At 74.5% G+C, this 22,479-nt stretch carries 22 protein-coding genes; 9 read left to right on the top strand and 13 right to left on the bottom strand.

All coding sequences use genetic code 11. From position 1 onward, the window contains the following. Window positions 1–6: 6 nt before the first annotated feature. Window positions 7–768 carry an SDR family NAD(P)-dependent oxidoreductase gene (locus tag AD017_RS23365; protein WP_010231968.1) on the top strand — a complete coding sequence of 254 codons (762 nt, stop codon included), beginning with the start codon at window positions 7–9 and terminating at the stop codon, window positions 766–768. On the opposite strand, the gene AD017_RS23360 is transcribed toward AD017_RS23365, so the two are convergent. Further along, window positions 746–1,501, bottom strand: coding sequence for a phytanoyl-CoA dioxygenase family protein (locus AD017_RS23360; RefSeq protein WP_060575563.1), 756 nt, complete (start codon window positions 1,499–1,501; stop codon window positions 746–748). The two genes, AD017_RS23365 and AD017_RS23360, sit on opposite strands and share 23 nt — an antisense overlap. Window positions 1,502–1,835: 334 nt before the next feature. On the opposite strand from AD017_RS23360, the gene AD017_RS23355 reads away from it, so the two are divergent. Then, on the top strand, window positions 1,836–2,570 hold the full coding sequence (locus AD017_RS23355) for an iron-siderophore ABC transporter substrate-binding protein (protein WP_255358465.1): 735 nt from the start codon (window positions 1,836–1,838) through the stop codon (window positions 2,568–2,570). Window positions 2,571–2,651: 81 nt separating this feature from the next. Continuing rightward, window positions 2,652–3,641: a polyphosphate kinase 2 gene (ppk2, locus tag AD017_RS23350; protein WP_010231963.1), complete on the top strand. Its 990-nt coding sequence runs from the start codon at window positions 2,652–2,654 to the stop codon at window positions 3,639–3,641. 4 nt (window positions 3,642–3,645) lie between these two features. Here the strand turns inward: ppk2 and AD017_RS23345 are convergent, their stop codons facing one another. The 3 genes from AD017_RS23345 to AD017_RS23335 form a co-directional block, all read right to left on the bottom strand. Further along, on the bottom strand, window positions 3,646–4,698 hold the full coding sequence (locus AD017_RS23345; protein ID WP_060575562.1) for a class I SAM-dependent methyltransferase: 1,053 nt from the start codon (window positions 4,696–4,698) through the stop codon (window positions 3,646–3,648). 145 nt (window positions 4,699–4,843) lie between these two features. Further along, the gene (locus tag AD017_RS23340; protein ID WP_010231957.1) at window positions 4,844–5,071 is read right to left on the bottom strand and encodes a DUF397 domain-containing protein; all 228 of its coding nucleotides are present in this window, start codon (window positions 5,069–5,071) and stop codon (window positions 4,844–4,846) included. 233 nt (window positions 5,072–5,304) lie between these two features. After that, entirely contained in the window at window positions 5,305–6,198 is an 894-nt protein-coding gene (locus tag AD017_RS23335; protein ID WP_060575561.1) for a helix-turn-helix transcriptional regulator, read from the bottom strand. A gap of 256 nt (window positions 6,199–6,454) precedes the next feature. On the opposite strand from AD017_RS23335, the gene AD017_RS23330 reads away from it, so the two are divergent. From AD017_RS23330 to AD017_RS23320, 3 genes are all read left to right on the top strand, one after another. Beyond that, complete coding sequence (locus tag AD017_RS23330) at window positions 6,455–7,279, top strand: SAM-dependent methyltransferase (RefSeq protein ID WP_010231953.1); 825 nt, start codon at window positions 6,455–6,457, stop codon at window positions 7,277–7,279. Between the two features lie 134 nt (window positions 7,280–7,413). Continuing rightward, window positions 7,414–8,673, top strand: coding sequence for an FAD-dependent oxidoreductase (locus tag AD017_RS23325; protein WP_060575560.1), 1,260 nt, complete (start codon window positions 7,414–7,416; stop codon window positions 8,671–8,673). A 53-nt stretch (window positions 8,674–8,726) separates the two neighbouring features. Beyond that, window positions 8,727–9,149 (top strand): VOC family protein, encoded by a 423-nt coding sequence (locus AD017_RS23320; RefSeq protein WP_060575559.1) that lies wholly within the window; start codon window positions 8,727–8,729, stop codon window positions 9,147–9,149. Between the two features lie 16 nt (window positions 9,150–9,165). Here AD017_RS23320 and AD017_RS23315 read toward each other — a convergent pair whose 3' ends face one another. The 6 genes from AD017_RS23315 to AD017_RS23290 all read right to left on the bottom strand — a co-directional run bounded on the left by AD017_RS23315 (window position 9,166) and on the right by AD017_RS23290 (window position 16,306). After that, on the bottom strand, window positions 9,166–10,548 hold the full coding sequence (locus AD017_RS23315) for an MFS transporter (RefSeq protein WP_060575558.1): 1,383 nt from the start codon (window positions 10,546–10,548) through the stop codon (window positions 9,166–9,168). A gap of 71 nt (window positions 10,549–10,619) precedes the next feature. Then, window positions 10,620–11,657: an alcohol dehydrogenase catalytic domain-containing protein gene (locus AD017_RS23310; protein WP_060575557.1), complete on the bottom strand. Its 1,038-nt coding sequence runs from the start codon at window positions 11,655–11,657 to the stop codon at window positions 10,620–10,622. Then, window positions 11,654–13,105 (bottom strand): mannitol dehydrogenase family protein, encoded by a 1,452-nt coding sequence (locus tag AD017_RS23305; RefSeq protein WP_227012561.1) that lies wholly within the window; start codon window positions 13,103–13,105, stop codon window positions 11,654–11,656. Before AD017_RS23305 ends, AD017_RS23310 begins: the two co-directional genes overlap by 4 nt. Next, window positions 13,102–14,319: a D-mannonate dehydratase ManD gene (manD, locus tag AD017_RS23300; protein WP_060575556.1), complete on the bottom strand. Its 1,218-nt coding sequence runs from the start codon at window positions 14,317–14,319 to the stop codon at window positions 13,102–13,104. The genes AD017_RS23305 and manD overlap by 4 nt, the downstream gene beginning before the upstream one ends. After that, a complete protein-coding gene (locus AD017_RS23295; protein ID WP_060575555.1) occupies window positions 14,316–15,305 on the bottom strand; it encodes a 2-hydroxyacid dehydrogenase in 990 nt (329 codons plus the stop codon). The genes manD and AD017_RS23295 overlap by 4 nt, the downstream gene beginning before the upstream one ends. Further along, complete coding sequence (locus AD017_RS23290; protein ID WP_060575554.1) at window positions 15,302–16,306, bottom strand: LacI family DNA-binding transcriptional regulator; 1,005 nt, start codon at window positions 16,304–16,306, stop codon at window positions 15,302–15,304. Before AD017_RS23290 ends, AD017_RS23295 begins: the two co-directional genes overlap by 4 nt. A 112-nt stretch (window positions 16,307–16,418) precedes the next feature. On the opposite strand from AD017_RS23290, the gene AD017_RS23285 reads away from it, so the two are divergent. Beyond that, window positions 16,419–16,919 carry an Lrp/AsnC family transcriptional regulator gene (locus tag AD017_RS23285; protein WP_060575553.1) on the top strand — a complete coding sequence of 167 codons (501 nt, stop codon included), beginning with the start codon at window positions 16,419–16,421 and terminating at the stop codon, window positions 16,917–16,919. 9 nt (window positions 16,920–16,928) lie between these two features. On the opposite strand, the gene AD017_RS23280 is transcribed toward AD017_RS23285, so the two are convergent. Beyond that, window positions 16,929–18,080: a DUF3500 domain-containing protein gene (locus AD017_RS23280; protein WP_060575552.1), complete on the bottom strand. Its 1,152-nt coding sequence runs from the start codon at window positions 18,078–18,080 to the stop codon at window positions 16,929–16,931. Between the two features lie 89 nt (window positions 18,081–18,169). Between AD017_RS23280 and AD017_RS23275 the strand changes: the two genes are divergently transcribed. Next, entirely contained in the window at window positions 18,170–18,487 is a 318-nt protein-coding gene (locus AD017_RS23275; protein ID WP_029240006.1) for a putative quinol monooxygenase, read from the top strand. Between the two features lie 3 nt (window positions 18,488–18,490). On the opposite strand, the gene acs is transcribed toward AD017_RS23275, so the two are convergent. Beyond that, a complete protein-coding gene (gene acs, locus AD017_RS23270; RefSeq protein WP_082538286.1) occupies window positions 18,491–20,395 on the bottom strand; it encodes an acetate--CoA ligase in 1,905 nt (634 codons plus the stop codon). Between the two features lie 67 nt (window positions 20,396–20,462). Next, on the bottom strand, window positions 20,463–21,557 hold the full coding sequence (locus AD017_RS23265; protein WP_145984072.1) for a DUF3500 domain-containing protein: 1,095 nt from the start codon (window positions 21,555–21,557) through the stop codon (window positions 20,463–20,465). A gap of 152 nt (window positions 21,558–21,709) precedes the next feature. Between AD017_RS23265 and AD017_RS23260 the strand changes: the two genes are divergently transcribed. After that, complete coding sequence (locus AD017_RS23260) at window positions 21,710–22,432, top strand: DUF3152 domain-containing protein (protein ID WP_082398886.1); 723 nt, start codon at window positions 21,710–21,712, stop codon at window positions 22,430–22,432. Window positions 22,433–22,479 lie beyond the last annotated feature (47 nt).

Raw genomic sequence — 22,479 nt, 5'->3', positions numbered from 1 at the left:
TCCGTCATGGACATGTTGCTGGGCGACCGCGTCGTGCTGGTCACCGGAGGGTCGCGCGGCATCGGCCGCGCGGTGGTCGAGCTGCTCGCGGCCGAGGGGGCCCGGGTCGCGTTCTGCGCCCGCGACGCCGACGGCGTGCGGGTCGCGGAGGACGAGCTGCGGGCCGGGGGCGCGGACGTGGCCGGGACGGCCGTCGACGTCGCCGACGGGGACGCGCTGGCGGGCTGGGTGGCCGCGAGCGCCGAGCGGTTCGGTGCGCTCGACGCCGTCGTCGCGAACGTCAGCGCGCTGGCCATCGGGCCGGGCGAGGAGAACTGGCGGTCGAGCTTCGAGGTGGACCTGCTGCACACCGTCCGCCTGGTCGAGGCCGCGCTGCCGCACCTGCAGCGCAGCGACGCCGCGTCGATCACCGCGGTGTCGTCGGTGTCGGGCCGCGAGGTCGACTTCGCGGACGGCTCGTACGGCGTCATGAAGGCGGCGCTCGTGCACTACGTGTCCGGGCTCGCGTTCGACCTCGCCGCGACGGGGATCCGCGCGAACGCCGTCTCCCCCGGCAACGTCTACTTCCCCGGCGGGGTGTGGCAGAACGTCGAGCAGGGCAACCCCGACCTCTTCGCGCACGCGATGGGCCTGAACCCGACCGGCCGGATGGGGACGCCGGAGGAGACCGCCTACGCGGTCGTCTCCCTGGTCAGCCCGCTGGCGAGCCGGATCAGCGGGACGAACCTGGTCGTCGACGGTGCCCTCACCCGCGGAGTGCAGCTCTGACGGCCCGCTCCACCGGCGCCCGGCCGTCGTCGAGGTCGAACGCGGGCTCGGTCGCCGGCTCCAGCGGCGGCTGCGCGATGATCCGCGGCCCGCGCATCCCCGGTCCCGGGCGCTGCGCCCGGTGCACGACGAACGGGTGCACGAGGTAGACGTCGCCGGCCCGGCCGGTCGCGGCGACCTCGGGACGGTGTGCGGAGGCCGGGACGGCGGCGGCGCACAGCTCCGCCCAGCCGGCGCCGTCGTCGCCGTACGGCGCGAGCAGCGGGACGACGTCGAGGTGCGACCCGGCGCGCAGGAGGGTCGGCGCATCGTCAGGGCCGACGTCGGAGTAGAGGAACAGCATCAGCAACGCCCGGCCACGGGACCGGACCGACAGCCGCGGACCGCCGTCCGGCCCGGCGAACGACGCCTCGACGTGCCAGCCGTCGTCGCCCGGGTCCCCGGCGTGCGGGAACCGGATCGGGAAGGTGCCCATCCCGAGGCGGGGCCGCCAGCGCCCGGCGCCGACCAGCACGTCGCAGGCGGCACGCAGGGCCGGGGTGCCTGCCGACGCGGTGAACTCGGGCGCGGACATCGACTCGACCCGGACGACGGGCGCGGTCCAGGTCGCGGGCTCGTCGAGGTCGGTGCCCCGCTGCCGCAGCTCGTCAGCCAGCAGCGCGCGGCAGCGGGCCGCGAGCTCCCGGGGGAACGCGCCCGGCAGGTGGACGTAGCCGTCGTCCTCGAAGGTCATCGCCGGACATCGTGGACGGTCGCGGCGATCCCGGCGAACGATTTCGGTCACGACGGGACACTCCGCCGCATGACCGAGGCTAGGCTCACCTCACCCCGGGGCCTCCGGCGGCCCCGAACCGCCGGACCGGCCCTCGACGGTCCCCGAAGGAGATCGACCGTGCCCGCTCCCCGGGCCGCGCTGCCGGCGCTGGCCGCCCTGCTCTGCCTGCTCGTCACCGCCTGCGCGGGATCGGACGGCGCCGCCACCGGCGACGCCGGACGGACCGTCGCGCACGCCCGGGGGGGAGACGGCCGTCCCCGCCGACCCGCAGCGGATCGTCGTCCTCGAACCGGTGCTGCTCGACACCGCCGTCGCGCTCGGCGCGGTCCCGGCCGGTGCCGCGGTGCTGTCCGAGGCCACGGGCGTCCCGTCCTACCTGGGCGAACCGGCCCGGGGGATCACGGTGGTCGGGACCGTCGCCGCACCCGACCTGGAGCGGATCGCGGCGCTGCAGCCCGATCTCGTCCTCGGCACCGAGTCCCGGCACGCCGACCTGTACGACCAGCTCTCGGCGATCGCCCCCACCGCGTTCCTCGCGTCGCAGGCGGACCCGTGGCAGGACAACGTCCGCTTCGCCGGGCGCGCGCTCGGCCGGGAGGAGCAGACCGAGCAGCTCCTGGAGGACTACGCGACCCGGTGCGCGGAGGTCGCCGGCACGCACGGCACGCAGGGCCGGACCGCCCAGCTGATCCGGCCGCGGGACGGCCTGCTCACCCTGTACGGCCCCACCTCGTTCGCGGGCAGCACGCTCGAGTGCGCCGGCTTCACCCTCCCGCCGCGCGACTGGGAGGACTCGATCTCGGTGGACCTCTCCCCCGAGCTCGTCCAGGAGGCGCGCGCCGACGAGGTCTTCCTGACGGCGGCCGACCCGTCGTCGCCGGACGCGGTCCCGCCCGCGGTCACGGCCGTCCGGGACAGCGCGTTCCCGCGGCTGCACACGGTGGACCAGTCGTTCTGGATCACCGGCGTCGGTCCGCTCGGCGGGCAGCGGGTGCTCGACGACATCGACCGGGTCCTCGGCGGCTGACCCGTCCCGCTGCCCGGTGATCATTCGGATGTCACCGGGCGGTCGCCGGGCGGACACCCGCACCGCGCAGCGTGGCACCTCGTGGAGGAGACCCCCGACCCCCGTCCCGACAGCCCCGGCACCGAGCTGCCGCACCCCGCCGCGGTCGACCGGGACCGCTTCCGGGTCGACGACTCGGACGACGACGACCCGACGCTCGTCGGGCCGGAGGGGAGGCCGGTCGACACCTGGCGGCAGGGCTACCCCTACGACGACCGGCTCACCCGCGCCGACTACGAGCGCCAGAAGCGGCTGCTGCAGATCGAGCTGCTGAAGCTGCAGAACTGGGTGAAGGACACCGGCAGCCGGGTCGTCGTCCTGTTCGAGGGGCGCGACGCCGCCGGCAAGGGCGGGACGATCAAGCGGTTCACCGAACACCTGAACCCGCGGGGTGCCCGCGTCGTCGCCCTCGAGAAGCCGACCGAGCGCGAGGCCGGGCAGTGGTACTTCCAGCGCTACGTCGCACACCTGCCCGCGGCCGGCGAGATCGTGCTGTTCGACCGCTCCTGGTACAACCGCGCGGGCGTCGAGCGGGTCATGGGCTTCACCGACGCCCGGTCCTACATGGAGTTCCTGCGGGCGACCCCGGAGCTGGAGCGGATGCTGGTGCGTTCCGGGATCCACCTGGTCAAGCTGTGGTTCTCGGTGTCGCGCGAGGAGCAGCGCACCCGCTTCCTGATCCGCCAGGTCGACCCCGTCCGGCAGTGGAAGCTCTCCCCCATGGACCTGGCGTCGCTGGACAAGTGGGAGGCCTACACCGAGGCCAAGGAGGCGATGTTCTTCTACACCGACACCAAGGACGCCCCCTGGACGGTGATCAAGAGCAACGACAAGAAGCGGGCCCGGCTGGAGGCGATGCGCCACGTCCTGGGCCTGTTCGACTACCCGGGCAAGGACGCCGGGGTGGCCGCGCCGCCGGACCCGCTGATCGTCGGCCCGGCGGCCGAGATGTTCGAGCACGGCGAGCAGCCGAGCCGGTTCCCGCCGCTGACCGACACCGGGCGGACGGGCCGGGCCGGACCGCCGGCGTGATCCTCTAGGCCGGTTCGGCCACCAGCGTCATCGTGAGCGAGTGGCCGACGCCCAGCCCCGGCCCCGCCTCCCGCTCCAGCCCCAGCAGCGTGTGCGCGAGCCGGGCGCCCTCGGCGTCGCCGATCCCGGCGGCACCGGTGAACGGATCGAGCGCCGCGTTCCAGCGGGCGGCGAACCGGTCCAGCCAGGCCAGCACGTCGGCCGGGGCACCCGACCGGGCGGGCACGAAGCGCAGGTCGTCCGGGCGCACCCGGCCGGGATCGCGGACGAGGTCGTTCACCAGGGTCCGGAACCGCGGCACCTCCGGATGGAAGGTCCCGGTGGCGGTGTGCCTGCCGACCAGCACCGAGCGGTCGACGGCGGTCCGTGACACGACCCGGACGCCGCTGCCGTCCGCCGCCTCGTCCACACAGGCGTCGAGCTGCGGGCGGCCGTAGAACGTCATCGGCTCGGAGATCGTCCCGCCGCCGCCGGCGAAGAAGCTCATCGCGTAGTCCCAGCGCTCGGCGTCCCACCGGGGCTGCCACTCGACGGAGTACCGCCCGAGCACGTCGACGACGACGGCGGCCCGCCTGCCGCGTGCCGCGACCGCGGTGAGCACGGAGCCGAGGGCCGCGACGAGCTCGGCACGGGTCAGGTGCGAGTAGGGGACACCGCAGGACAGGTACAGGTCGAACGCCCCGTCCGGGATCGCGTCCCGAACGTCCCCCAGTACGAACGACGCGGACGGCGCGGTGACCGCCGCGCGGGCCGTCTCCACCATCTCGGGATCGACGTCCAGCCCGACGTAGTGCAGCCGGTCCTCGGTGACCAGGGGCGGGGCGTCCGGAGCCGCGCGGGTCAGGAGCGACCATCCGTCCGCGGTGCCGGAACCGACGTCGAGCACGCGGACCGGGTCGCCGGGGCCGGCTCCGACGGCGGCCAGTGCCGCGGCGATCACCCGGCGGGTGACGGGCTCCTCGGAGAGGATCTTGACCGGGTCACGGCGGGACGGCGACAGGTAGTGGGCACTCGCTCCCCGGTAGGAGGGCGCCGGTGCCTGATCGGAACGGCTCACCGTTACTTACTACCCCGGACCGGCATCACCGGTGCCCGTCGACGCGTCCGATGTGGCCGGTGTCGCGCTGCACCGCCGGGCCGGACTCACCGCGGGCGGCCGTGGTCGGGACGGCCGCCCGCGGGAGGATCATGGGGACCCGCCGTCAGGCGAGGTCGTCGAGCTCGCCGCTCTTGATCGAGGCGAGGAACCCCGCCATCCCGGCGGCGGAGAAGCCCAGGACGGTGCCGTGCGGGTCGCGGGAGTTGCGGACCGCCACACCGGTGCCTGCGACGGCGAGTTCCACGCAGTTGCCCTGGTAACCGCTGCGGACGCTCTTGCGCCAGGCCAGCGCGTCGATCGACGCGGGGCTGGTCGGATGCATCTGATCCATGCGAACGCTCACCTCATCTGCACGTGCATGTTCCGTTGCGATGAAGGTGGTAGCAGCGGTGCAGGGGGCCCATCGCGCAAAACCGTTCGACGGCGCCCGGCGGTCGATCAACCGCGCCCGGCTGTCCCCGGGCGGTCCCCGCGAGGCCCATGTGGACCGATTCCGGGACGAATCCGACAGACCGGAACCGCTCGTCGCGGGAATCCGCCCGCCGCGAGGAGCCCTCGGACCGCTCAGGCCTCGGCGAGCACCTTGGACAGCGCCTGCTTGGTCTGCTCCGGCGACAGGGCGTCGACGGTGAGGCGGTCCATCGCCCGGCCGTAGCGCTCGACGTCCGCCCGCTTGTCCAGGTACGACGCCCCGGTCATCTCCTCCAGGTAGACCAGGTCGGGCAACTCGGCCTCGGCGAAACGGAGCATCGAGAAGGCGTGCTCGGCGCCGTAGCCCGACAGGTCCCACGGGAGCAGCTGGATGATCACGTTCGGCAGTGCGGCGAGCTCCAGCAGGTGCTCGAGCTGTCCCCGCCGCACGGCGTGGCCGCCCACCGGGCGGTGCAGCACCGCCTCGTCGAGGACGACCCAGAAGGTCGGGGCGTCCTTGCGGTGCAGGACCCGCTGCCGTCGCATCCGGACCTCGAGACGCTTCTCGACGTCGGCCCGCTCGGAACTGGGCAGGTCGGTGCGCCCTCCGCTGACGACGGCACGGGCGTAGCCCTCCGTCTGCAGCAGCCCGGGCACGAACAGCAGCTCGTAGCTGGAGATACGGGAGGCCGAGGCCTCCAGGCCGACGAAGTCCTCGAACCAGCCCGGCACGACGTCGTTGTAGCGGGCCCACCAGCCGCTCTCGTTGCTCTCCCCGGTCATCGCGAGCACCTGCTCGCGCTCCGGGCCCTCGCCGACGCCGTACATCGTCAGCAGGTCGGCGACGTCGCGCTCCTTGAACCCGACCTTGCCGGACTCGAGCCTGCTCATCTTCGAGTCCGAACCCCGGATCGCGTACGCCGCGTCGGCCCGCCGGATCCCCGCACGCTCGCGCAACCGGCGCAGGTGGGAGCCGAGCACGATCCGCCGCGCGGTCGGGCCGCGGTCGGCACCGGGGGGCGCGGGGCTGTTCGGACTCGGGACCACCGGAAGGACTCCTGCGGGTCGATCGGCACTGCTCGGACGCTGACGTCGCTCACCGACGGCCACCGCCCCAGGAGGCACAGCGGGCCGATCGGGTGATTAAGCGTACACAATGATTCTGCGAATCGTCAGCGGCGCCGATCACGTGGACGTCACTCGACGATCACCCTGCGTCGCCGTCAGGGGGGTCCGCTACGGTGACCGCCACCGGTGACCGAGGCCGCCGGACCACCGACGACTGCTGTGAGGACACCCGCTGATGGCCCAGCCGACCGACGGGCGCGCACCTGCGTACATCGACACGACGAAGGCCAGCATCGCCCGCGTCTACGATTATGCGCTCGGTGGCAAGGACAACTACGAGGTCGACCGGGACACCATCGAGCGCGTCCGGAAGATCGCGCCGGAGGTCAACCAGCTCGCCGTCGACAACCGGGCGTTCCTGATCCGCGCGGCACGCTTCATCGCCACCCAGACCTCGATCACCCAGTACCTGGACTGCGGCTCCGGACTGCCGACCGCGGAGAACACCCACCAGGTCGTGCAGCGGCTGCAGCCCGAGGCCCGCATCGTCTACGTCGACAACGACCCGACGGTGATCGCGCACGGCCGCGCACTGCTGGAGGACAACGAGCTCACCCGGTTCTCCCCCGCCGACATCCGCGACCCCGAGGCGGTCCTCACCGACCCCGCGGTGCAGGGGTTCCTCGACCTCGACCAGCCGGTGGCCCTGTTCCACATCGGGACCATCCACCACTTCGACGACGCCGACGAGCCGCAGGCGGTCATGGCCAAGTTCGTCGAGCGGCTGGCGCCCGGCTCGGTCGTCGCGATCGCGCACTTCTTCGACCCGGAGGACGGGGACAGCGAGCTGGCCCACCGGATGGAGCAGGTCTTCGTCCACAGCCCGATGGGCAGCGGCCGGTTCCGGACGCTGTCCGAGATCCAGGCCCTGTTCCCGGGGCTCGACATGGTCGACCCGGGCGTCGTGCCCTGCTTCCGCTGGTGGCCGGACGGTCCGCAGCTCAAGACGGAGGACCCGGTCCAGCGGTGCATCGTCGGCGGCATCGGCATCAAGCGGTAGCACCCGGCACCCGAGCCCACCACCGGCCCGTCCTGCACGACGGGCCGGTGGTTCCGCGTCCCGCGATTGCGCGGCGCCCCTCCGCGGGCGCATACTCGCCTTAATTCAACAACAGTTGAAATGAGGTGATCGCGATGGAGCGGACGACCTGCTGCGTGGTCGGTGGTGGCCCCGCGGGAATGATGCTCGAGCTCCTGCTCGCCCGTGCCGGCGTCGACGTGACCGTCCTGGAGAAGCACGGCGACTTCCTGCGGGACTTCCGCGGCGACACCGTGCACCCGACGACCCTCGACCTGCTCGACGACCTCGGGCTCGCCGAGCGGTTCGCTGCGCTGCCGCAGAGCCGGGTCACCGAGGTGGCGCTCCCCGACGAGCACGGTGGTGTGCAGCGGGTCGGCAACTTCGACCTGCTGACGAAGGTCGGCGTGCGGCACCCCTACGTCGCGCTCGTCCCGCAGTGGGACCTGCTCGACCTCCTCGCCGACGCGGCCCGGAGCGAACCCGGCTTCCACCTGCGGATGGACACCCGCGCGACCTCGATGATCCGTGAGAACGGCCGGGTCGTGGGCGTGCGGTACCGGACGACGACCGGCGAGCACGAGCACACCGACGGCGAGATCCGCGCCGACCTCACCGTCGCCTGCGACGGCAGGCACTCGGTGCTGCGTGACGGGTCCGGCCTCCCGGTCACCGAGTTCGACGTCCCGTTCGACACCTGGTGGTTCCGGCTGCCGCGGCACGCCCACGAGACCGAGGCCACCCTCGTGCCGAAGATCGGGAACGGCCGGTTCGCGGTCGTCATCCCCCGCGAGGGCTACTTCCAGATCGGCTACCTCGCCCCCAAGGGCATCGACGCTCGGCTGCGGGCGCGCGGGCTCGAGGCGTTCCGCACGGACGTGGCGGAGCTGATCCCCGAGTTCGCCGACCGCGTCGAGGCGCTGGAGTCGATGGACGACGTGAAGCACCTCGACGTGCACCTGAACCGGCTGCGCCGCTGGCATGTCGACGGCCTGCTCTGCATCGGCGACGCCGCCCACGCGATGTCGCCGATCGGCGGGGTGGGGATCAACCTGGCGATCCAGGACGCCGTCGCCACCGCCGCGCTGCTCGCCGCGCCGCTGCAGCGGGGCACGGTCACCGCCGACGATCTCGCCCGCGTCCGGAACCGGCGCCGGATCCCGACGATGCTGGTCCAGGGCCTCCAGCGGATCATGCACGCGAACATCGCGGGTCCGGCGCTGGCCGGTGAGCTCGACGGCCCACCGGCCCCGCTGATCCGGCTGATGCGCCGGGTGCCCGCGCTGCAGATCGTCCCCGCATACCTGGTCGGGGTCGGGTTCCGGCCCCAGCGGGCGCCCGACTTCGCGCGCCGCACCCCCGCGTCGACCGGCTGAGTGACGGCCACGTCGACCCGGGCAGCACCACCGTCCGGCCCGATGATGGCGTCATGGCGTTCCTGCAGCTGACCGCGATCATCGTCGACGACTACGACGAGGCGATCGAGTTCTTCACCCGCGCGCTGGGGTTCGAGCTCGCCGAGGACTCACCGGCCCGGACCGGCGACAGCCGGCCCAAGCGGTGGGTCGTCGTCCGGCCGCCGGGGGCCGAGACCGGGATCCTGCTCGCTCGTGCCGACGGTGCGGAGCAGACCGCCGCGGTGGGCGACCAGCACGCCGGTCGCGTCGGGTTCTTCCTCAGGGTGGAGGACTTCGACGCCTCCTGCGAGCGCCTGCGCGGCGCCGGGGTCGACTTCCTGTCCGAGCCGCGGACCGAGCCGTACGGCCGCGTCGCCGTGTTCCGCGACGTCGCAGGCAACCGCTGGGACCTCCTCGGCCCCGACCCACGCGCCCCCGCCCCGGGAACGTCGTGACGGAGGGCCGCGGCGGTCACCCGCTCTGTGCGCCGCCGCGGTACTCCACCTGGGCCCCGGCGTCCTCGGGCACCGTGAGGTCCCGGTCGAGGGTCTCCGGCGCCATCCGGGCTGCGACGAGGCTGATCAGCGCCATCCCGGACATGTAGATCGCGACCGGGATCCACGACCCCCAGAACACCGACAGCAGCGCGGCGCAGATCAGCGGGGCGACACCGCCGCCCAGCGCGGCGGAGAACTCGCGGCCCAGCGTCACGCCGGCGTAGCGGTAGCGGTTGCCGAACAGCTCCGGGAAGTAGCTCATCTGCACCCCGACCGCGCCGTTGACGGCGAGGACGAACCCGACGACCAGCGTCACGGTGATCGCGACCGGGTTGCCGGTGTTCATCGCGACGAACGCCGGTGCTGGCAGCAGGACGATCGCCAGCATGATGAACGAGTAGACCGGCTTGCGGCCGATCCGGTCGGAGAGCGCCCCGAACCCGAAGGCCGCGATCCCGCCGCAGATCGCGCCGATCAGCAGCACCGGCGGCACGAACTCGGAGTCGACGCCGACCGTCGTCACCAGGTACGAGGCGATGAAGACCTGGAAGGTGTAGGACTGCGCGCTGGTCCCGATGTTCATGAACAGGGCGAGCAGCATCGGGCGCCTGCCGTGCCGGAAGACCTCGGCGGCGGGCTTGCGCGGCGCGACGTGCGACTCCTTGAGCTCGGCGAAGACGGGGCTCTCGTCGAGCTTGCGCCGGATCAGCATCGCGACCGCGGTGACGATCAGGCTGGACAGGAACACCAGGCGCCAGCCCCAGGCCATGAGGGCCTCCTCGGGCAGCTGCTGCACCGCGATCCAGACGACCGCACCGAGCGCGGTGCCCAGCGCCGCGCCGACCATCACGAGCGAGGCGTAGCGCCCGCGCCGGCCGCGCCCGACGGTCTCGGTGAGCAGCGTCGCCGCCCCGGCCTGTTCGGCCCCGGCGCCGAACCCCTGGAAGAACCGGCAGAGCACCAGGAGTGCGGGCGCGAGGATCCCGATCGTCCCGTAGGTCGGCAGCAGGCCGATGAGCATCGTGGACCCGCCCATCAGCAGCAACGTCGCGACGAGCACCCACTTGCGTCCGAGCCGGTCGCCGTAGCGGGAGAAGAACAGGCCGCCCAGCGGCCGCGCGAGGAACCCGACGGCGTAGGCGGAGAAGCTGGCCAGGATGCCGACGGCCGGTGAGACGTTCGGGAAGAACAGCGTCGAGAACACCAGCGCGGACGCGGTGCCGTAGATGACGAAGTCGTACTGCTCGAGCGTCGTCCCGACCAGACCGGCCCAGGCCGCCTTGCGGGTGGCCCGCGGGTCGGCGGGCCGGTCGGGATCTACTGTGGACGGATTCGTGGTGCTTCCGCTGGTGTCCATACGTCCTCGGATGGATCGGGCCCCGTGGGCGGGGCGGGTTCTCGGGCGGTCGGGGTCGGCCGCGGCCGGGCTCAGTCGCCCGGGCGCACGACGACCTTGAGGTGACGCGGGTCGGCTCCCGGTGCCCGGAGGGCGTCGGGAGCCTCGTCGAGGGCGAACCGGCCGGTCAGCACACCGGCCAGGTCCACCCGCCCGGACGCGGCGAGCCCGATGGCGGGCGCGAACGCGTGCGCGGACCGGAACGAGGCGTTCAGGTCGATCTCCCAGCGCTGCATCAGCGCCAGCGGCAGCCCGTCGGCCGACGGCGGGGCCTGCCCGACGACGGTCGCCCGCCCGGCCGGGCCGAGCGCGTGCATGCCCTGCCAGAGCGCCGCCGGGACGGCCGAGCACTCCAGCAGCCGGTCGAACGCGGCGGCCGGGAGCTCGTCGCGGGCGGTGTTCACGGTGCCCGTCGCGCCGAGCGCTGCGGCCCGGTCGAGCCGCGCGTCGTGCACGTCGGTGACGACGACCTGCTCGGCCCCGGCTGCCCGCGCGGCCTGCGCGACCAGCACGCCGATCGGGCCGGCGCCGGTGACCAGCACGCGGTGCCCGGTCGCCACCCCGGCCCGGCGCACCGCGTGCACCGCGACCCCCAGCGGCTCCACCAGCGCGGCGAGCTCGGTGCCGAGCGTGTCCGGGAGCGGGTGCACCGCGCGTGCGGGCACGGCGCGGTAGCCGGACATGGCGCCGTGGGTGGGTGGCGAGCCGAGGCAGGTGCCGGACGGGCACAGGTGGTAGGCCCCGGACCGGCAGGTCGGGCAGGTCCCGCAGCCGACCGCCGGTTCGACGGCGACCCGGGTCCCGGCCTCGACGCCGTGCACGCCGTCGCCGACGGCGGCGACCGTCCCGGCCGCCTCGTGACCGAGCACCATCGGCGCGCGGAGCACGTTGCGGCCGTTGCGGCCGTCGGTGAAGTAGTGCACGTCGGAGCCGCAGACGCCGACCGCCTCGACGGCGACGAGCACCTCGCCGGGCCCGGGCGCGGCCACCGGCACCTCCTCCACCCGCAGGTCCAACGCCCCGTGCAGGACGGCGGCGCGGGTGCGGCCGGGGATCGTGGTGGCGGTCATGCGGCGCTCCTGGTCCCGGCGGCCTCGGCCACGGCGTCGTCGACGCCGTGCCGGACCAGCACCTCGAACAGCTCGGTGACCCGGGCGGCGAACGCGTCCGGGAGGTCGCCGCCGAGGAGGTCCAGCCCCGCCCGGACGTGCGCCGGTGCGAGCCCGGCGGCCGTCGCGGCGAGCCGATCGCGGGCCGGCTCGGCCATCGCGGCGGCGTGCGGCCCGGGATCGGACCCCGGCGGCGGGGCGACGCAGGCCAGCCACGCGGCGACGGTGAGCGCGAGGTGGTGCGGCATCCGCCCGTCCGCGAGGTGCCGGGCGGCCGGACCGGGGATCCGCTGCGCGAGCTTGAGCGACCCGTCCGAGCCGACCTGGCGGGTGCGGTGCCCGAGCGCGGTGTTCGACCAGCGGGTGAACAGCCGGGCGGCGTACGCGTCGGCGTCGACGCCCGCCGGGACGGCGACGGTCGGCAGGTGGTCGTCGTGCAGCACCCGCTCGGCGGCGCCCCGGACGGCCGGCCGGGCGACCGAGCGGGCGATCAGGTCCTCCCCCGCCAGCGCCCCCAGGTAGGCGATCAGCGAGTGGGTGCCGTTGAGCAGCCGCAGCTTGAGCAGCTCGTAGCCCGCGACGTCGTCGGTGAACACGGCACCGGGCACCCCCGCCCCGGCCCGGTCCCAGGCGGGACGGCCCGCGGCGAACCGGTCCTCCAGCGCCCACATGCTGAACGGCTCGGACGGGACCGGGACGGCGTCGGCGGTCCCGAGCAGCCGTGCGGCCGCGGCCCGGGTCGTGTCGGTGGTGGCGGGGACGATCCGGTCCACCATGGAGTTCGGGAACGTCACGGTGTCCAGGTAGGACCCGAGCGCCGCGGCATCGCCGGGCGGCAGCGCCGCGGCGAACTCCCGCACCAGCCGTGCGGTGACGTCACCGTTGCCGAGCAGGTTGTCGCAGCTGAGCACGCTGACCGGGGCGCCGTGGCCGCGGGCCCGCCGGAGCAGACCACGGGCCACCAGGCCGACCGCGGTCGTCGCCGACCCGGCCAGGTCGGCCCGGACACCGGGGTGGTCGAGGTCGAGCCCGCCGGTGCGCGGGTCGATCGTGTAGCCCTGCTCGGTGACGGTGAGCGAGACGATCCGGGTGGACTCCGCGGCCAGCGCGCCGAGCACCCGCTCCGGCTCGCGGGCCGCGACGGCGGTGCCGGTGTGCACGGCGGGCACCACCGCCCGCTCGCCCTCCGGGGAGATCTCGACGACGGCGTAGCGGTCCTGCTGCGCGGCCATCGCGTCCGCGATCCCGGCCGACCGGGGTGCGACGCCGAGGATCCCCCACGGACCACCGCCGGCGAGCGCGGCGGCGGTGTGCACGGCCTGGTGCGCGCGATGGAAGTTGCTCAGTCCCAGGTGGACGATCCCGGTGCCGTCCGGGGCCGGGGTCTCGGTCGGGAGCACGGCGGTCACCAGTCCGTCATCGAGCCGTCGCGGCGGCGCGCGACCGGCAGCAGGGCGGGTTCGTAGGGGAAGCGGGCGGCGAGCGCCTCGTCGACGTCGACCCCGAGCCCGGGGGCGTCGCCGGGGTCCAGGTGCCCGTCGTCGCAGGTCCAGGCGTGCCGGAACACCTCGTGCACCTGCTCCGGGTAGCCCATGTACTCCTGGATCCCGTGGTTCGGCGTGGCCAGCGCGACGTGCGCGGACGCGGCCATCGCGATCGGCGAGACGTCCGAGGGGCCGTGCGGGCTCACCTTCACCTGCCAGACGTCGGCGAGCGCGGCCAGCCTGCGCAGCGCGCTGATCCCGCCGGAGTGGGTGACGGCGGCCCGGGCGTGGTCGATCAGCTGCTCGGTGATCAGCTGCTGGAACTCCCAGAGCGTGGAGAAGACCTCGCCGATCGCCAGCGGCGTCGTGGTGTGGGCGCGGACCCGGCGCAGCACGTCCTGGTTCTCGGCCGGGGTGACGTCCTCGAGCCAGAACAGGTCGACCGGTTCGAGGGCCTTCCCGAGCCGGGCGGCCTCGATCGGGGTGAGGCGGTGGTGGGCGTCGTGCAGCAGCGCGGGCTCCGGTCCGGTGTGCGCGCGGACCGCGGCCAGCGCGTCGGGCACGTGGCGCAGGTAGGCGGCGGTGTCCCAGACCTCCTCCGCGGGGACGGTGCCGCGCCCGGCCGGCTCGTAGCCGGGCCCGCGCCCGACGCCGTAGACGGTGTCCAGGCCGGGCACGCCGGTCTGCACCCGGACGGCGGTGAACCCGCGCTCGACGACGGCGTCGACGGCGTCGCACAGCTGAGCGACCTCCCAGCCGGTGGCGTGGGTGTAGGCCCGCACCCGGTCCCGGACGGCGCCCCCGAGCAGCTGGTAGACGGGCAGGCTGGCGGCCTTGCCCTTGATGTCCCACAGCGCCAGGTCGACGGCGCCGACCGCGGTCATGGTGACCGGCCCGCGCCGCCAGTAGGCGCCCCGGTACAAGTACTGCCAGGTGTCCTCGATGCGGGACGGGTCGCGGCCGAGCAGCTGCGGGCACAGGTGTTCCCGCAGGTAGGCGGCGACGGCGAGCTCCCGGCCGTTCAGCGTCGCGTCGCCCCAGCCGACCAGGCCGTCCCGGGTGGTGATCTTGAGGGTGACGTGGTTGCGGCCCGGCGAGGTGATCAGCACCTCCGCCGCGACGATGCGGTCGGCGGTCACGGCGCGACCGCCACGACGTTGCGGATCGCCTCGCCCGCGGCGAGGCGGTGCACGTTCGCGCCGATGTCGTCGGCGCGCCCGGCGAAGGTCTGGTGGGTCAGTCCCGACGAGTGCGGGGTCATGAGGACGTTCCCCAGCTCGCGGAACGGCAGCGACGACGGCTCCGCGTGCGCCGACCCGGGCTCCGGGTAGCCGTACCAGACGTCGATCGCGGCACCGCCGACCACGCCGTCGCGCAGCGCCTCGTAGAGCGGCCGTTCCGCCACCAGCGGGCCACGGCCGACGTTGACCAGCACCGCGGAGTCCTTCATGGACGCCAGCTCGGCCGCACCGATCATGCCCTCGGTCTCCGGCGTCAGCGGGGCGCTCACGACGACGACGTCGGACACCGCGAGCAGGTCGCCCAGCCGGTCGGCGGTCGGGCCCGCCCAGTCCAGGCCGGTCTCCCCCGCGTCGATCGCGCCGCGCCGGCTCACCGCGACCCCGCGGGCGCCGAACACCCGCAGCCGGTCCCAGGACCGCGCGCCGATGTGGCCGAAGCCGACGAACCCGATCGTCGCGCCGGCCAGCGAGCGCATCCAGGGGGCCGCCTCGTCGTAGGCGGGGGTGGGCCAGTGCCCGGCGCGCAGCGCGGTGTCCTGGGCGAGGAAACCGCGGCTCAGCGCGATCGCCGACGCGACGACGTACTCGGCGATCGAGTCCTCGTGGTGGAAGGTGTTCGCGACCGTGCAGCCCGCGGGGAGCGCGTCGACGTCGATGCCGTCGGTGCCCGCGCCCGCGGCGTGCACCAGCCGCAGCTGCGGGCCGGCCGTCGCGACCTCCTTCGAGCACCGGCCGGAGATCAGCACCTCCGCGCCCGGCACCAGTGCGGCGACGTCGGCGACGTCGCGGGTCGGCGACCAGACGACCTCGCTGCCGGTGGGCAGCGCGGCCTCCAGCTCGTCCCGCAGCCCGACCAGGTTCTGGTCCGCGACGACGATCTTCACGAGGTGACCTCCAGGGTGCGCTCGGCGCGCGCGGGACCGGTGGTGCCGCGGACGACGAGGTGGGTGGGCAGGCGGACCACGCGCGGCGCGGTGCGCTCGGCCGCCGCGCGGCCGAGTACCTCGCAGGCGAGCGTCCCGGCGCGGTCCATCGGGGTGGCGATGCTGGACAGCCCGGGGGCCGACAGCGCCGCGAAGGGGATGTCGTCGCTGCCGACGACGGACAGGTCGTCGGGCACCCGGACACCGAGGGTGCGGGCACCGGCGAGCAGGCCGAGCGCGACGAGGTCGTTGTGGGTCATCGCGGCGGTCGCGCCGGTGGCGAGCACGCGGGCCGCGGCGGCGGTGCCGCCGTCGACGGTCTCGGTGTGCCAGCCGAGCAGGTGCAGCTCCAGGCCGTACTCGTCGGCGAGTGCGCGGAGCAGCCCGACCCGGTGCTGGTTGGACCAGGAGTCCGAGCGGCCCTGGACGTAGGCGATCCGGCGGTGGCCGAGCGCGTCGAGGTGGTCGACGGTCTCCCGCAGTCCCTGGGTGGAGTCGGCGATGACGCAGTCCCCGCCGGCGACCTCGCGGTTGACCAGCACCGACGGCGTCGACCCGCAGAGGTCGAGCACCTCGGCGCCGTCGAGGCGGGAGGAGTGGACGACGATCCCGTCGACCCGCGCGCACAGGCCGGTGATCGCCTCGCGCTCGCGGTCGGGGTCGTAGTCGGTGTCGGCGACGACGACGGTCGTCCGGGTCTGGCGCCCCTGGGCCTGGGCGGCCTTGACGAAGCGGGAGAAGACCGGGTTGGCGATGTCCGGGACGACCGCGGCGACGGTCGCGGTGCCGCGCGCCGCCGGGGCCGGCTCCACCGGGCGCGGTGCGTAGCCCAGCTCCTGGGCCGCGGCGAGGATCCGCCGGCGGGTCGCCGCGCCGAGCCGGTCCGGGTCGGAGAACGCCCGCGACGCGGTCGACAGGGCGACGCCCGCGGTGCGGGCGACGTCGGTCAGGGTGGGCGCCACTGCTCTCCTCCTCGGTGTCCCGCCGGTGGGACCCGAGGAGCGTGCATCGTGTTGCGCAACCTTGTCAACGCTTGCCAAGAGTTTGCCGGGGCCGGGTGCCTAGACTCCGCCCGTGCTCACGCTGGACGCCCTCGACGTCGACCTGCTCGCCGCGCTGCAGGAACGGCCGCGGGCCGGGGTGCTGGAGCTGTCCCGCACCCTCACGGTCGCCCGCGGCACCGTGCAGGCCCGCCTGGACCGCATGGAGCAGGCGGGCGTGATCACCGGGTACGGGCCCGACGTCGACCTCCCCGCGGCCGGGTACGGGGTGCAGGCGTTCGTGACGCTGGAGATCGCCCAGGGCGAGCTGGGCGACGTCGCCGCCGCGCTGGCGGAGCTGCCCGCCGTCACCGAGGCGTACGCGACGACCGGGTCGTCGGACGTGCTGTGCCGGCTGGCGGCGTCGTCGCACGAGGACCTGCAGGCGACCCTGCTCGCGCTGGGCCGGTCACCGCTGGTGGCACGCTCGACCAGCGTCGTCGTGCTGTCCACACTGGTCGCGCCGCGCTGGCGGCCGCTGCTGGAGGACCGGCACCGGGAGGGGCCGGTCCGGGCACCGGCGTACCGGTCCTGAGCCCGGCGCTCAGGACAGGTGGCGGGCCGCCCGGTGGGCACCGAGCACGTCGAGCCCGAAGTCGGCCGACGGGTCCCGCCACACCGAGTGGGCGTGGTTGGCGTCGCGCTGGGTGTTGTCCCACTCGACCAGCAGCCGCGGACCCTGCAGCCGGTAGTAGTTCGGGGCGCCGTCGGCCAGCGCCCCCGCCCAGGCGACGTGGACGCGGTCGAGGGCGGCGTCGTCGTCGTAGCGGGCGATCGGCGAGAGCGCGTCGGGGACCCGGCGCAGGTAGGTGGCGAGCAGGGCGCGCAGCTGCTCGCGCTGCCCGCCGTCCAGGTCGGACGCCGGGACGCCCTTCGGGGCGCGCCCCAGCCGCACGGCCGCGACGTCGTCGCCGGTGAAGGCCGCGCGCTCCTCGATGGTCTCGCTCATCGCCTCGAGCCTGCCCTGCTCGGTGTCGTTCGCGAACCGGTCCCGCCAGATGCCGGCGAGCGGGATCCAGTCGTCGCCGTCCTGCGGGTCGGTGCGGTTCGCCGCGACCAGGTCCGGCGGCGCCTTGTCCAGCAGCACCGCCCGGTCACGCAGCTCGCCGGGCAGCGACCGGACGAGGTCGCGGGCCAGGTCCTCGACCCGGCCGAGCGGGCGCAGGGTCGCCTCCCCCAGCAGCTCGGAGGTCGCCGGGTCGGCGCCGAGGAAGCACGGTGTGGAGGCGACGACCTCGCCGTCGACCACCAGCATGTTGACCGAGACGTGGTGCCCGCCGAACCGCCAGGCCCAGGTCCCCTCCGCGCCGGGCTCGCCGAAGACGCGCAGGTAGTACATCTGCGGGTCCCGGCCCCGGGTGCGGTCGAACAGGGTCACGAAGCCCTCGGTGTGGTCGAGGACGTTCTCCAGCCCCATCACGGTCGCGACGGTGACGTAGGCGGCGCGCGACAGCCCGGTCCCGACGAGCTTCATCGCCGCCCGCTGCTGCGGCGGCAGCTGCTCGTGGAAGGTCAGGCCCCCGTGGTCGGTCGGGGTGTAGAACCAGCGGCGCCGCTCGGCGTCGATGTCGCCGTCGCCCGCCGGGGCGTTCCCGACGGCCGCCTCCCGCTGCCCGGGGTCGAGGGTGTCCAGCCACTCGCGGGCCGCCTCCGCCATGGCGCCGGCCGTCTCCCGCGTGTTCGCCGCGTCGCTCATACGCACCGACGGTAGCCATTCCGGGCGGGCCCCACCCGTCGGGTTCGGCCATAGTGGTCGTGCACGAGGAGATCGAGACGGAGGCGACGATGCCCACCCCCACCGACGACGACCGCGACCTGCTCACCGTCATCGCCCGCATGCGGGCGAAGCCGGGCAGGGAGGCGGACCTGCGCGCCGAGCTGGAGAAGCTGATCGAGCCGACCACGAAGGAGGACGGCTACGTCAACTACGACCTCCACCAGGGCGTGGACGACCCTGCGGTGTTCTTCTTCTACGAGAACTGGGAGTCCGAGGAGAAGCTCGGGGCGCACCTGCAGACCCCGCACCTCGTGCACTTCCAGAACGTCATGGGCGACCTGCTCGACGGCGAGCTGGTGATCCAGAAGCTGAAGCGGATCGCCTGAGCGTCAGCTCCTGACCCGGTACCCGGCCGCCAGCTCCGCGAAGGCGGCCGGGTCCACCAGGGACGTCGTGTCCCCCGGCTCGTTCCCGGCCGTCACGTCCAGCAGCAGCCTGCGCATGATCTTCCCCGAGCGGGTCTTCGGCAGCTCGCCGACCAGCACGACCTCCCGTGGCCGGGCGACCGGCCCCAGCTCGGCGGCCACGTGCGCGCGCAGCTCGTCGGCGAGCCCGTCGGACGGCCCGTCGGTCACCGTCACGAACGCGACGACGGCCTGCCCGGTCGTCGGGTCCGGCGCGCCGACGACGCCGGCCTCCGCCACCCGCGGGTGCGACACCAGCGCCGACTCCAGCTCGATCGAGCCGAGCCGGTGCCCGGAGACGTTCATGACGTCGTCGATCCGGCCCTGCAGGGTCACGTAGCCCTCGTCGTCGACCACGGCACCGTCACCGGCCTTGTACCAGCCCTGCTCGGCGAAGTCCGCGAAGTACGACGAGCGGAACCGCTCCGGGTCGCCCCACACCGTGCGCGCCATCGACGGCCACGGCCGGTCGATCACCAGCAGCCCGCCCTCGCCGGCGTCGCAGGTCCGTCCCCGCTGGTCGACGACCCGCACCGACAGCCCGGGCAGCGGGTGTGTCGCGGAGCCGGGCTTCAGCGGGGTCACGCCGGGCAGCGGCGCGCAGATCGCGGCGCCGGTCTCGGACTGCCACCAGGTGTCGACGATCGGGCAGCGGCCGCCACCGACGACCCGGTGGAACCAGCGCCAGGCCTCCGGGTTGATCGCCTCGCCGACGCTGCCGAGCAGCCGCAGCGACGACAGGTCGTGCCGCGCCGGGACCTCCTCGCCCCACTTCATGTACGTCCGCACCAGGGTCGGCGCGGTGTAGTAGACGGTGACGCCGTACCGCTCGATGATCTCGAAGTGCCGGCCCGGCTCCGGGGTGTCCGGGGTGCCCTCGTAGATCACCTGGGTCACGCCGTTGGAGAGGGGGCCGTAGACCTCGTAGGTGTGGGCGGTGACCCAGGCCAGGTCCGCGGTGCACCAGTACACGTCGTCGGGCTTGTGGTCGAAGCACGCCCACGACGTCCACGACGTCTGGGTGAGGTAGCCGCCCATGGTGTGCAGCAGTCCCTTGGGCTTCCCGGTGGTCCCCGAGGTGTAGACGAGCATCAGCGGGCTCTCCGCGCCGAACGCCTCGGCCGCGTGCGACTCCGGCTGGCGGTCGACGACGTCGTGCCACCAGATGTCGCGGCCCTCGGTCCAGCCGACGTCCGACCCGGTCCGGCGGACGACGAGGACGTGCTCCAGCGACGTGACCCCGTCCGCGGCCTCGTCGGCGTTCGCCTTGACCGGTACCGCCTTCCCCCGCCGGTACTGCCCGTCCGTGGTGACCAGCAGCTTCGCGGCGCCGTCGGTGAGCCGGAACCGGAGCGCGGCGGCGGAGAACCCGCCGAAGACCAGCGAGTGGACCGCACCGATCCGGGCGCAGGCGAGCATCACGACGACCGTCTCGACGAGCACCGGCAGGTACACGACGACGACGTCGCCGCGCCCCACGCCGAGCTCGGTGAGCGCGTGCGCGCAGCGGGACACCTCACGCTGCAGGTCGGCGTAGGTGACGGTGCGCCGGTCCCCCGGCTCGCCCTCCCAGTGCAGCGCGACGGTGGCACCGTTCCCGGCCTCGACGTGCCGGTCGACGCAGTTGCGGGCGACGTTCAGGGTGCCGTCGGCGAACCAGGTGACCTCGGGCCACCGGCTGCCGTCGTACCCCTGCTCGGGTGCGCGGTCCCACTCGAGGCGCCGGGCCTGCGCGGCCCAGAACGCCTCGGGGTCGGCCTCGGCCTCGGCGTAGGCCTCAGCGGAGACGTTGGCGTGCGCAGCGAACCCGGGCGGCGGAGCGATGGTCACGCCCCGATCCTCCCCGGCGCACCCGGTGCGGCACAGGTGAATGCCGTCACCGGCCGGGTGAGCGGGGTCAGCGGTGGGCGAACGCCAGGTGCTCGCCGAGGACGTCGAGCCCCAGGTCGGACTCGGGGTCCCGCCACACCGAGTGGGCGTGGTCGGCGCCGTCCTGCGTGTTGTCCCACTCCAGCAGCAGCCGCGGTCCCTGCAGCCGGTAGTAGTGCGGCTCGCCGGGGTCGGTCGAGCCGGCCCAGGCCAGGTGCACCTCGTCGAGTGCCGCGTCGTCGTCGTAGCGCTGCACCGGGCTGGTCCCGGCCGGTGCCCGGTCGAGGTAGGCCGAGAGCAGCCGTCGCAGCAGGTCACGGCCGCGGTCGTCCAGCGCGCTCGCCGGGACCCCGCGCGGGGTCGCGCCGAGCGCGACCTCCTCGGTGCCGGCGACCGGATCGGCGGGCCCGGGCGGGGACTCCCGGCGGATCGCCGTGCCCGGCAGCGGCCGGTCCCCCGGCGCGGCCGTCGCCCGGTTCGCGGTGACCAGGTCGGGCGGTGCCGCCTCGGCGAGCACCGCGGCGTCGAGCAACTCGGGCGGGAGCCCGCGCACGATGTCGCGCGCCAGGTCCTCGGTCGGTCCGAGCGGGCGGTGCACGCCCCCGCCGAGCAGCGGTGTGGTGGCCGGGTTCGCGCCGAGGAAGCACGGCGTCGTCGCGGCCACCCGGCCGTCGACGACGAGGTTGTTCAGCGACACGTGGTGCCCGCCGAACCGCCAGCCCCACGTCCCGCCCGCCGGGTCGCCGAAGACCCGCAGGTGGTAGAGCCCCGGGTCGCGGAAGCGCTCGCGGTACGGGCGCGCCGGCCAGCCCTGCGCCCGGTCGAGCACGTTCTCCAGGCCCATGACCGCGGCGACGGTCGCGAACCCGGCCTCGGACAGGCCGGACGCGACGAGCCGCATCGCGCGCTGCTGCTGGACCGGGGACTGCTCGTGCAGGGTCAGGCCGCCGTGGTCGGTCGGGGTGTAGAACCAGCGGCGGCGCTCGGCGTCGTCGTCGCCCGTGCCGGGGCCGTGGCCGGTCCCGGTCGCGCGGTGCTCGCCGTCGAGGGTGTCCAGCCACGCCGCGGCGGCCTCGGCCATCGCCGTCGCGGTCTCGGTCGTGTGCCCGGTCGCCGTCGTCACATCGGGCGAGACTAGTCCGGACGCCCCATGATCACCCCTCCCGGACGACGGCGTCGCTGGTCGGACCGGACGCCCCTCCGGCCACGGGTCGTTCCCGTGGGCCTGTTTCTGCCAGGCTGTCGCCTGTGCCGCACTCCTTACCGGCAGGCCCCGTGGTCGCCGTGCTCGCGGTCCTCGTGCTGGCCGCCTGCGGTGCGCCGCCGGCACCGGCCACCGGCCCGGCACCGGCGGGCGGCCCGCCCGCCGGGGAGGCGTCCGCGGCCCCTCCCGCCCCGCCGACCACGGCGCCGGGCCCCCGGGCCGGGTCCGCGACGGTGGAGGCCGACCGGAGGGCCGGGGTGCGTGGGCGGACCGTCCCGGCCTCCGCATCCGGTGCGACCGACGTCGTCCCCGGTACGGCGGCGGGGCCGTCCGGCCGCGCCCGCACGGTGCCGGTGCGGATCGAGATCGAGCGCGGTGTGGACGTCGACGGTGCGGCGTTCGCCGCGTTCGTCACCGGCGTGCTGAACGACCGCCGGTCCTGGGGCGGCGACGGATCCGTCGGGTTCGCCCGCACCGACGGCGCGGCCCCGCTGCGGATCGTGCTGGCCACCCCGGCTCTCGCCGACCGGCTCTGCCTGCCGCTCGACACCGTCGGCAGGCTGTCCTGCCGCAACGGCGACCGCGTCGTCGTGAACCTGGAGCGCTGGGTCACCGGCACCCCGGAGTACGCCCGCGACCTCACCGCCTACCGGCAGTACCTGGTCAACCACGAGGTCGGGCACTGGCTCGGCCACCACCACGTGACCTGCCCCGGCCCCGGGGAGCCGGCCCCGGTGATGCAGCAGCAGACGCTCGGCCTGGACGGCTGCCGTCCGCACTCCTGGCCCCGCTGAGCAGCAGGTCGGGCGGCCGCCCTCGGGCGCACTGCTTGCACACCCCG

This window comes from Pseudonocardia sp. EC080619-01 (genome assembly GCF_001420995.1).
In the GTDB taxonomy this organism is placed as follows: Bacteria; Actinomycetota; Actinomycetes; order Mycobacteriales; family Pseudonocardiaceae; genus Pseudonocardia.
Note: the sequence above shows the minus strand (reverse complement) of the source record. Positions and strands in the feature narration are given on the sequence as shown.

Bases quoted from the DNA above. Each gene is read 5' to 3' on its own strand.
- AD017_RS23340 (WP_010231957.1), bottom strand. From the start codon at position 5,071: ATGGATCAGATGCATCCGACCAGCCCCGCGTCGATCGACGCGCTGGCC.
- AD017_RS23325 (WP_060575560.1), top strand. From the start codon at position 7,414: ATGGAGCGGACGACCTGCTGCGTGGTCGGTGGTGGCCCCGCGGGAATG.
- AD017_RS23330 (WP_010231953.1), top strand. From the start codon at position 6,455: ATGGCCCAGCCGACCGACGGGCGCGCACCTGCGTACATCGACACGACG.
- AD017_RS23275 (WP_029240006.1), top strand. From the start codon at position 18,170: ATGCCCACCCCCACCGACGACGACCGCGACCTGCTCACCGTCATCGCC.
- AD017_RS23315 (WP_060575558.1), bottom strand. From the start codon at position 10,548: ATGGACACCAGCGGAAGCACCACGAATCCGTCCACAGTAGATCCCGAC.
- AD017_RS23360 (WP_060575563.1), bottom strand. From the start codon at position 1,501: ATGACCTTCGAGGACGACGGCTACGTCCACCTGCCGGGCGCGTTCCCC.
- AD017_RS23320 (WP_060575559.1), top strand. From the start codon at position 8,727: ATGGCGTTCCTGCAGCTGACCGCGATCATCGTCGACGACTACGACGAG.
- AD017_RS23310 (WP_060575557.1), bottom strand. From the start codon at position 11,657: ATGACCGCCACCACGATCCCCGGCCGCACCCGCGCCGCCGTCCTGCAC.
- AD017_RS23280 (WP_060575552.1), bottom strand. From the start codon at position 18,080: ATGAGCGACGCGGCGAACACGCGGGAGACGGCCGGCGCCATGGCGGAG.
- AD017_RS23365 (WP_010231968.1), top strand. From the start codon at position 7: ATGGACATGTTGCTGGGCGACCGCGTCGTGCTGGTCACCGGAGGGTCG.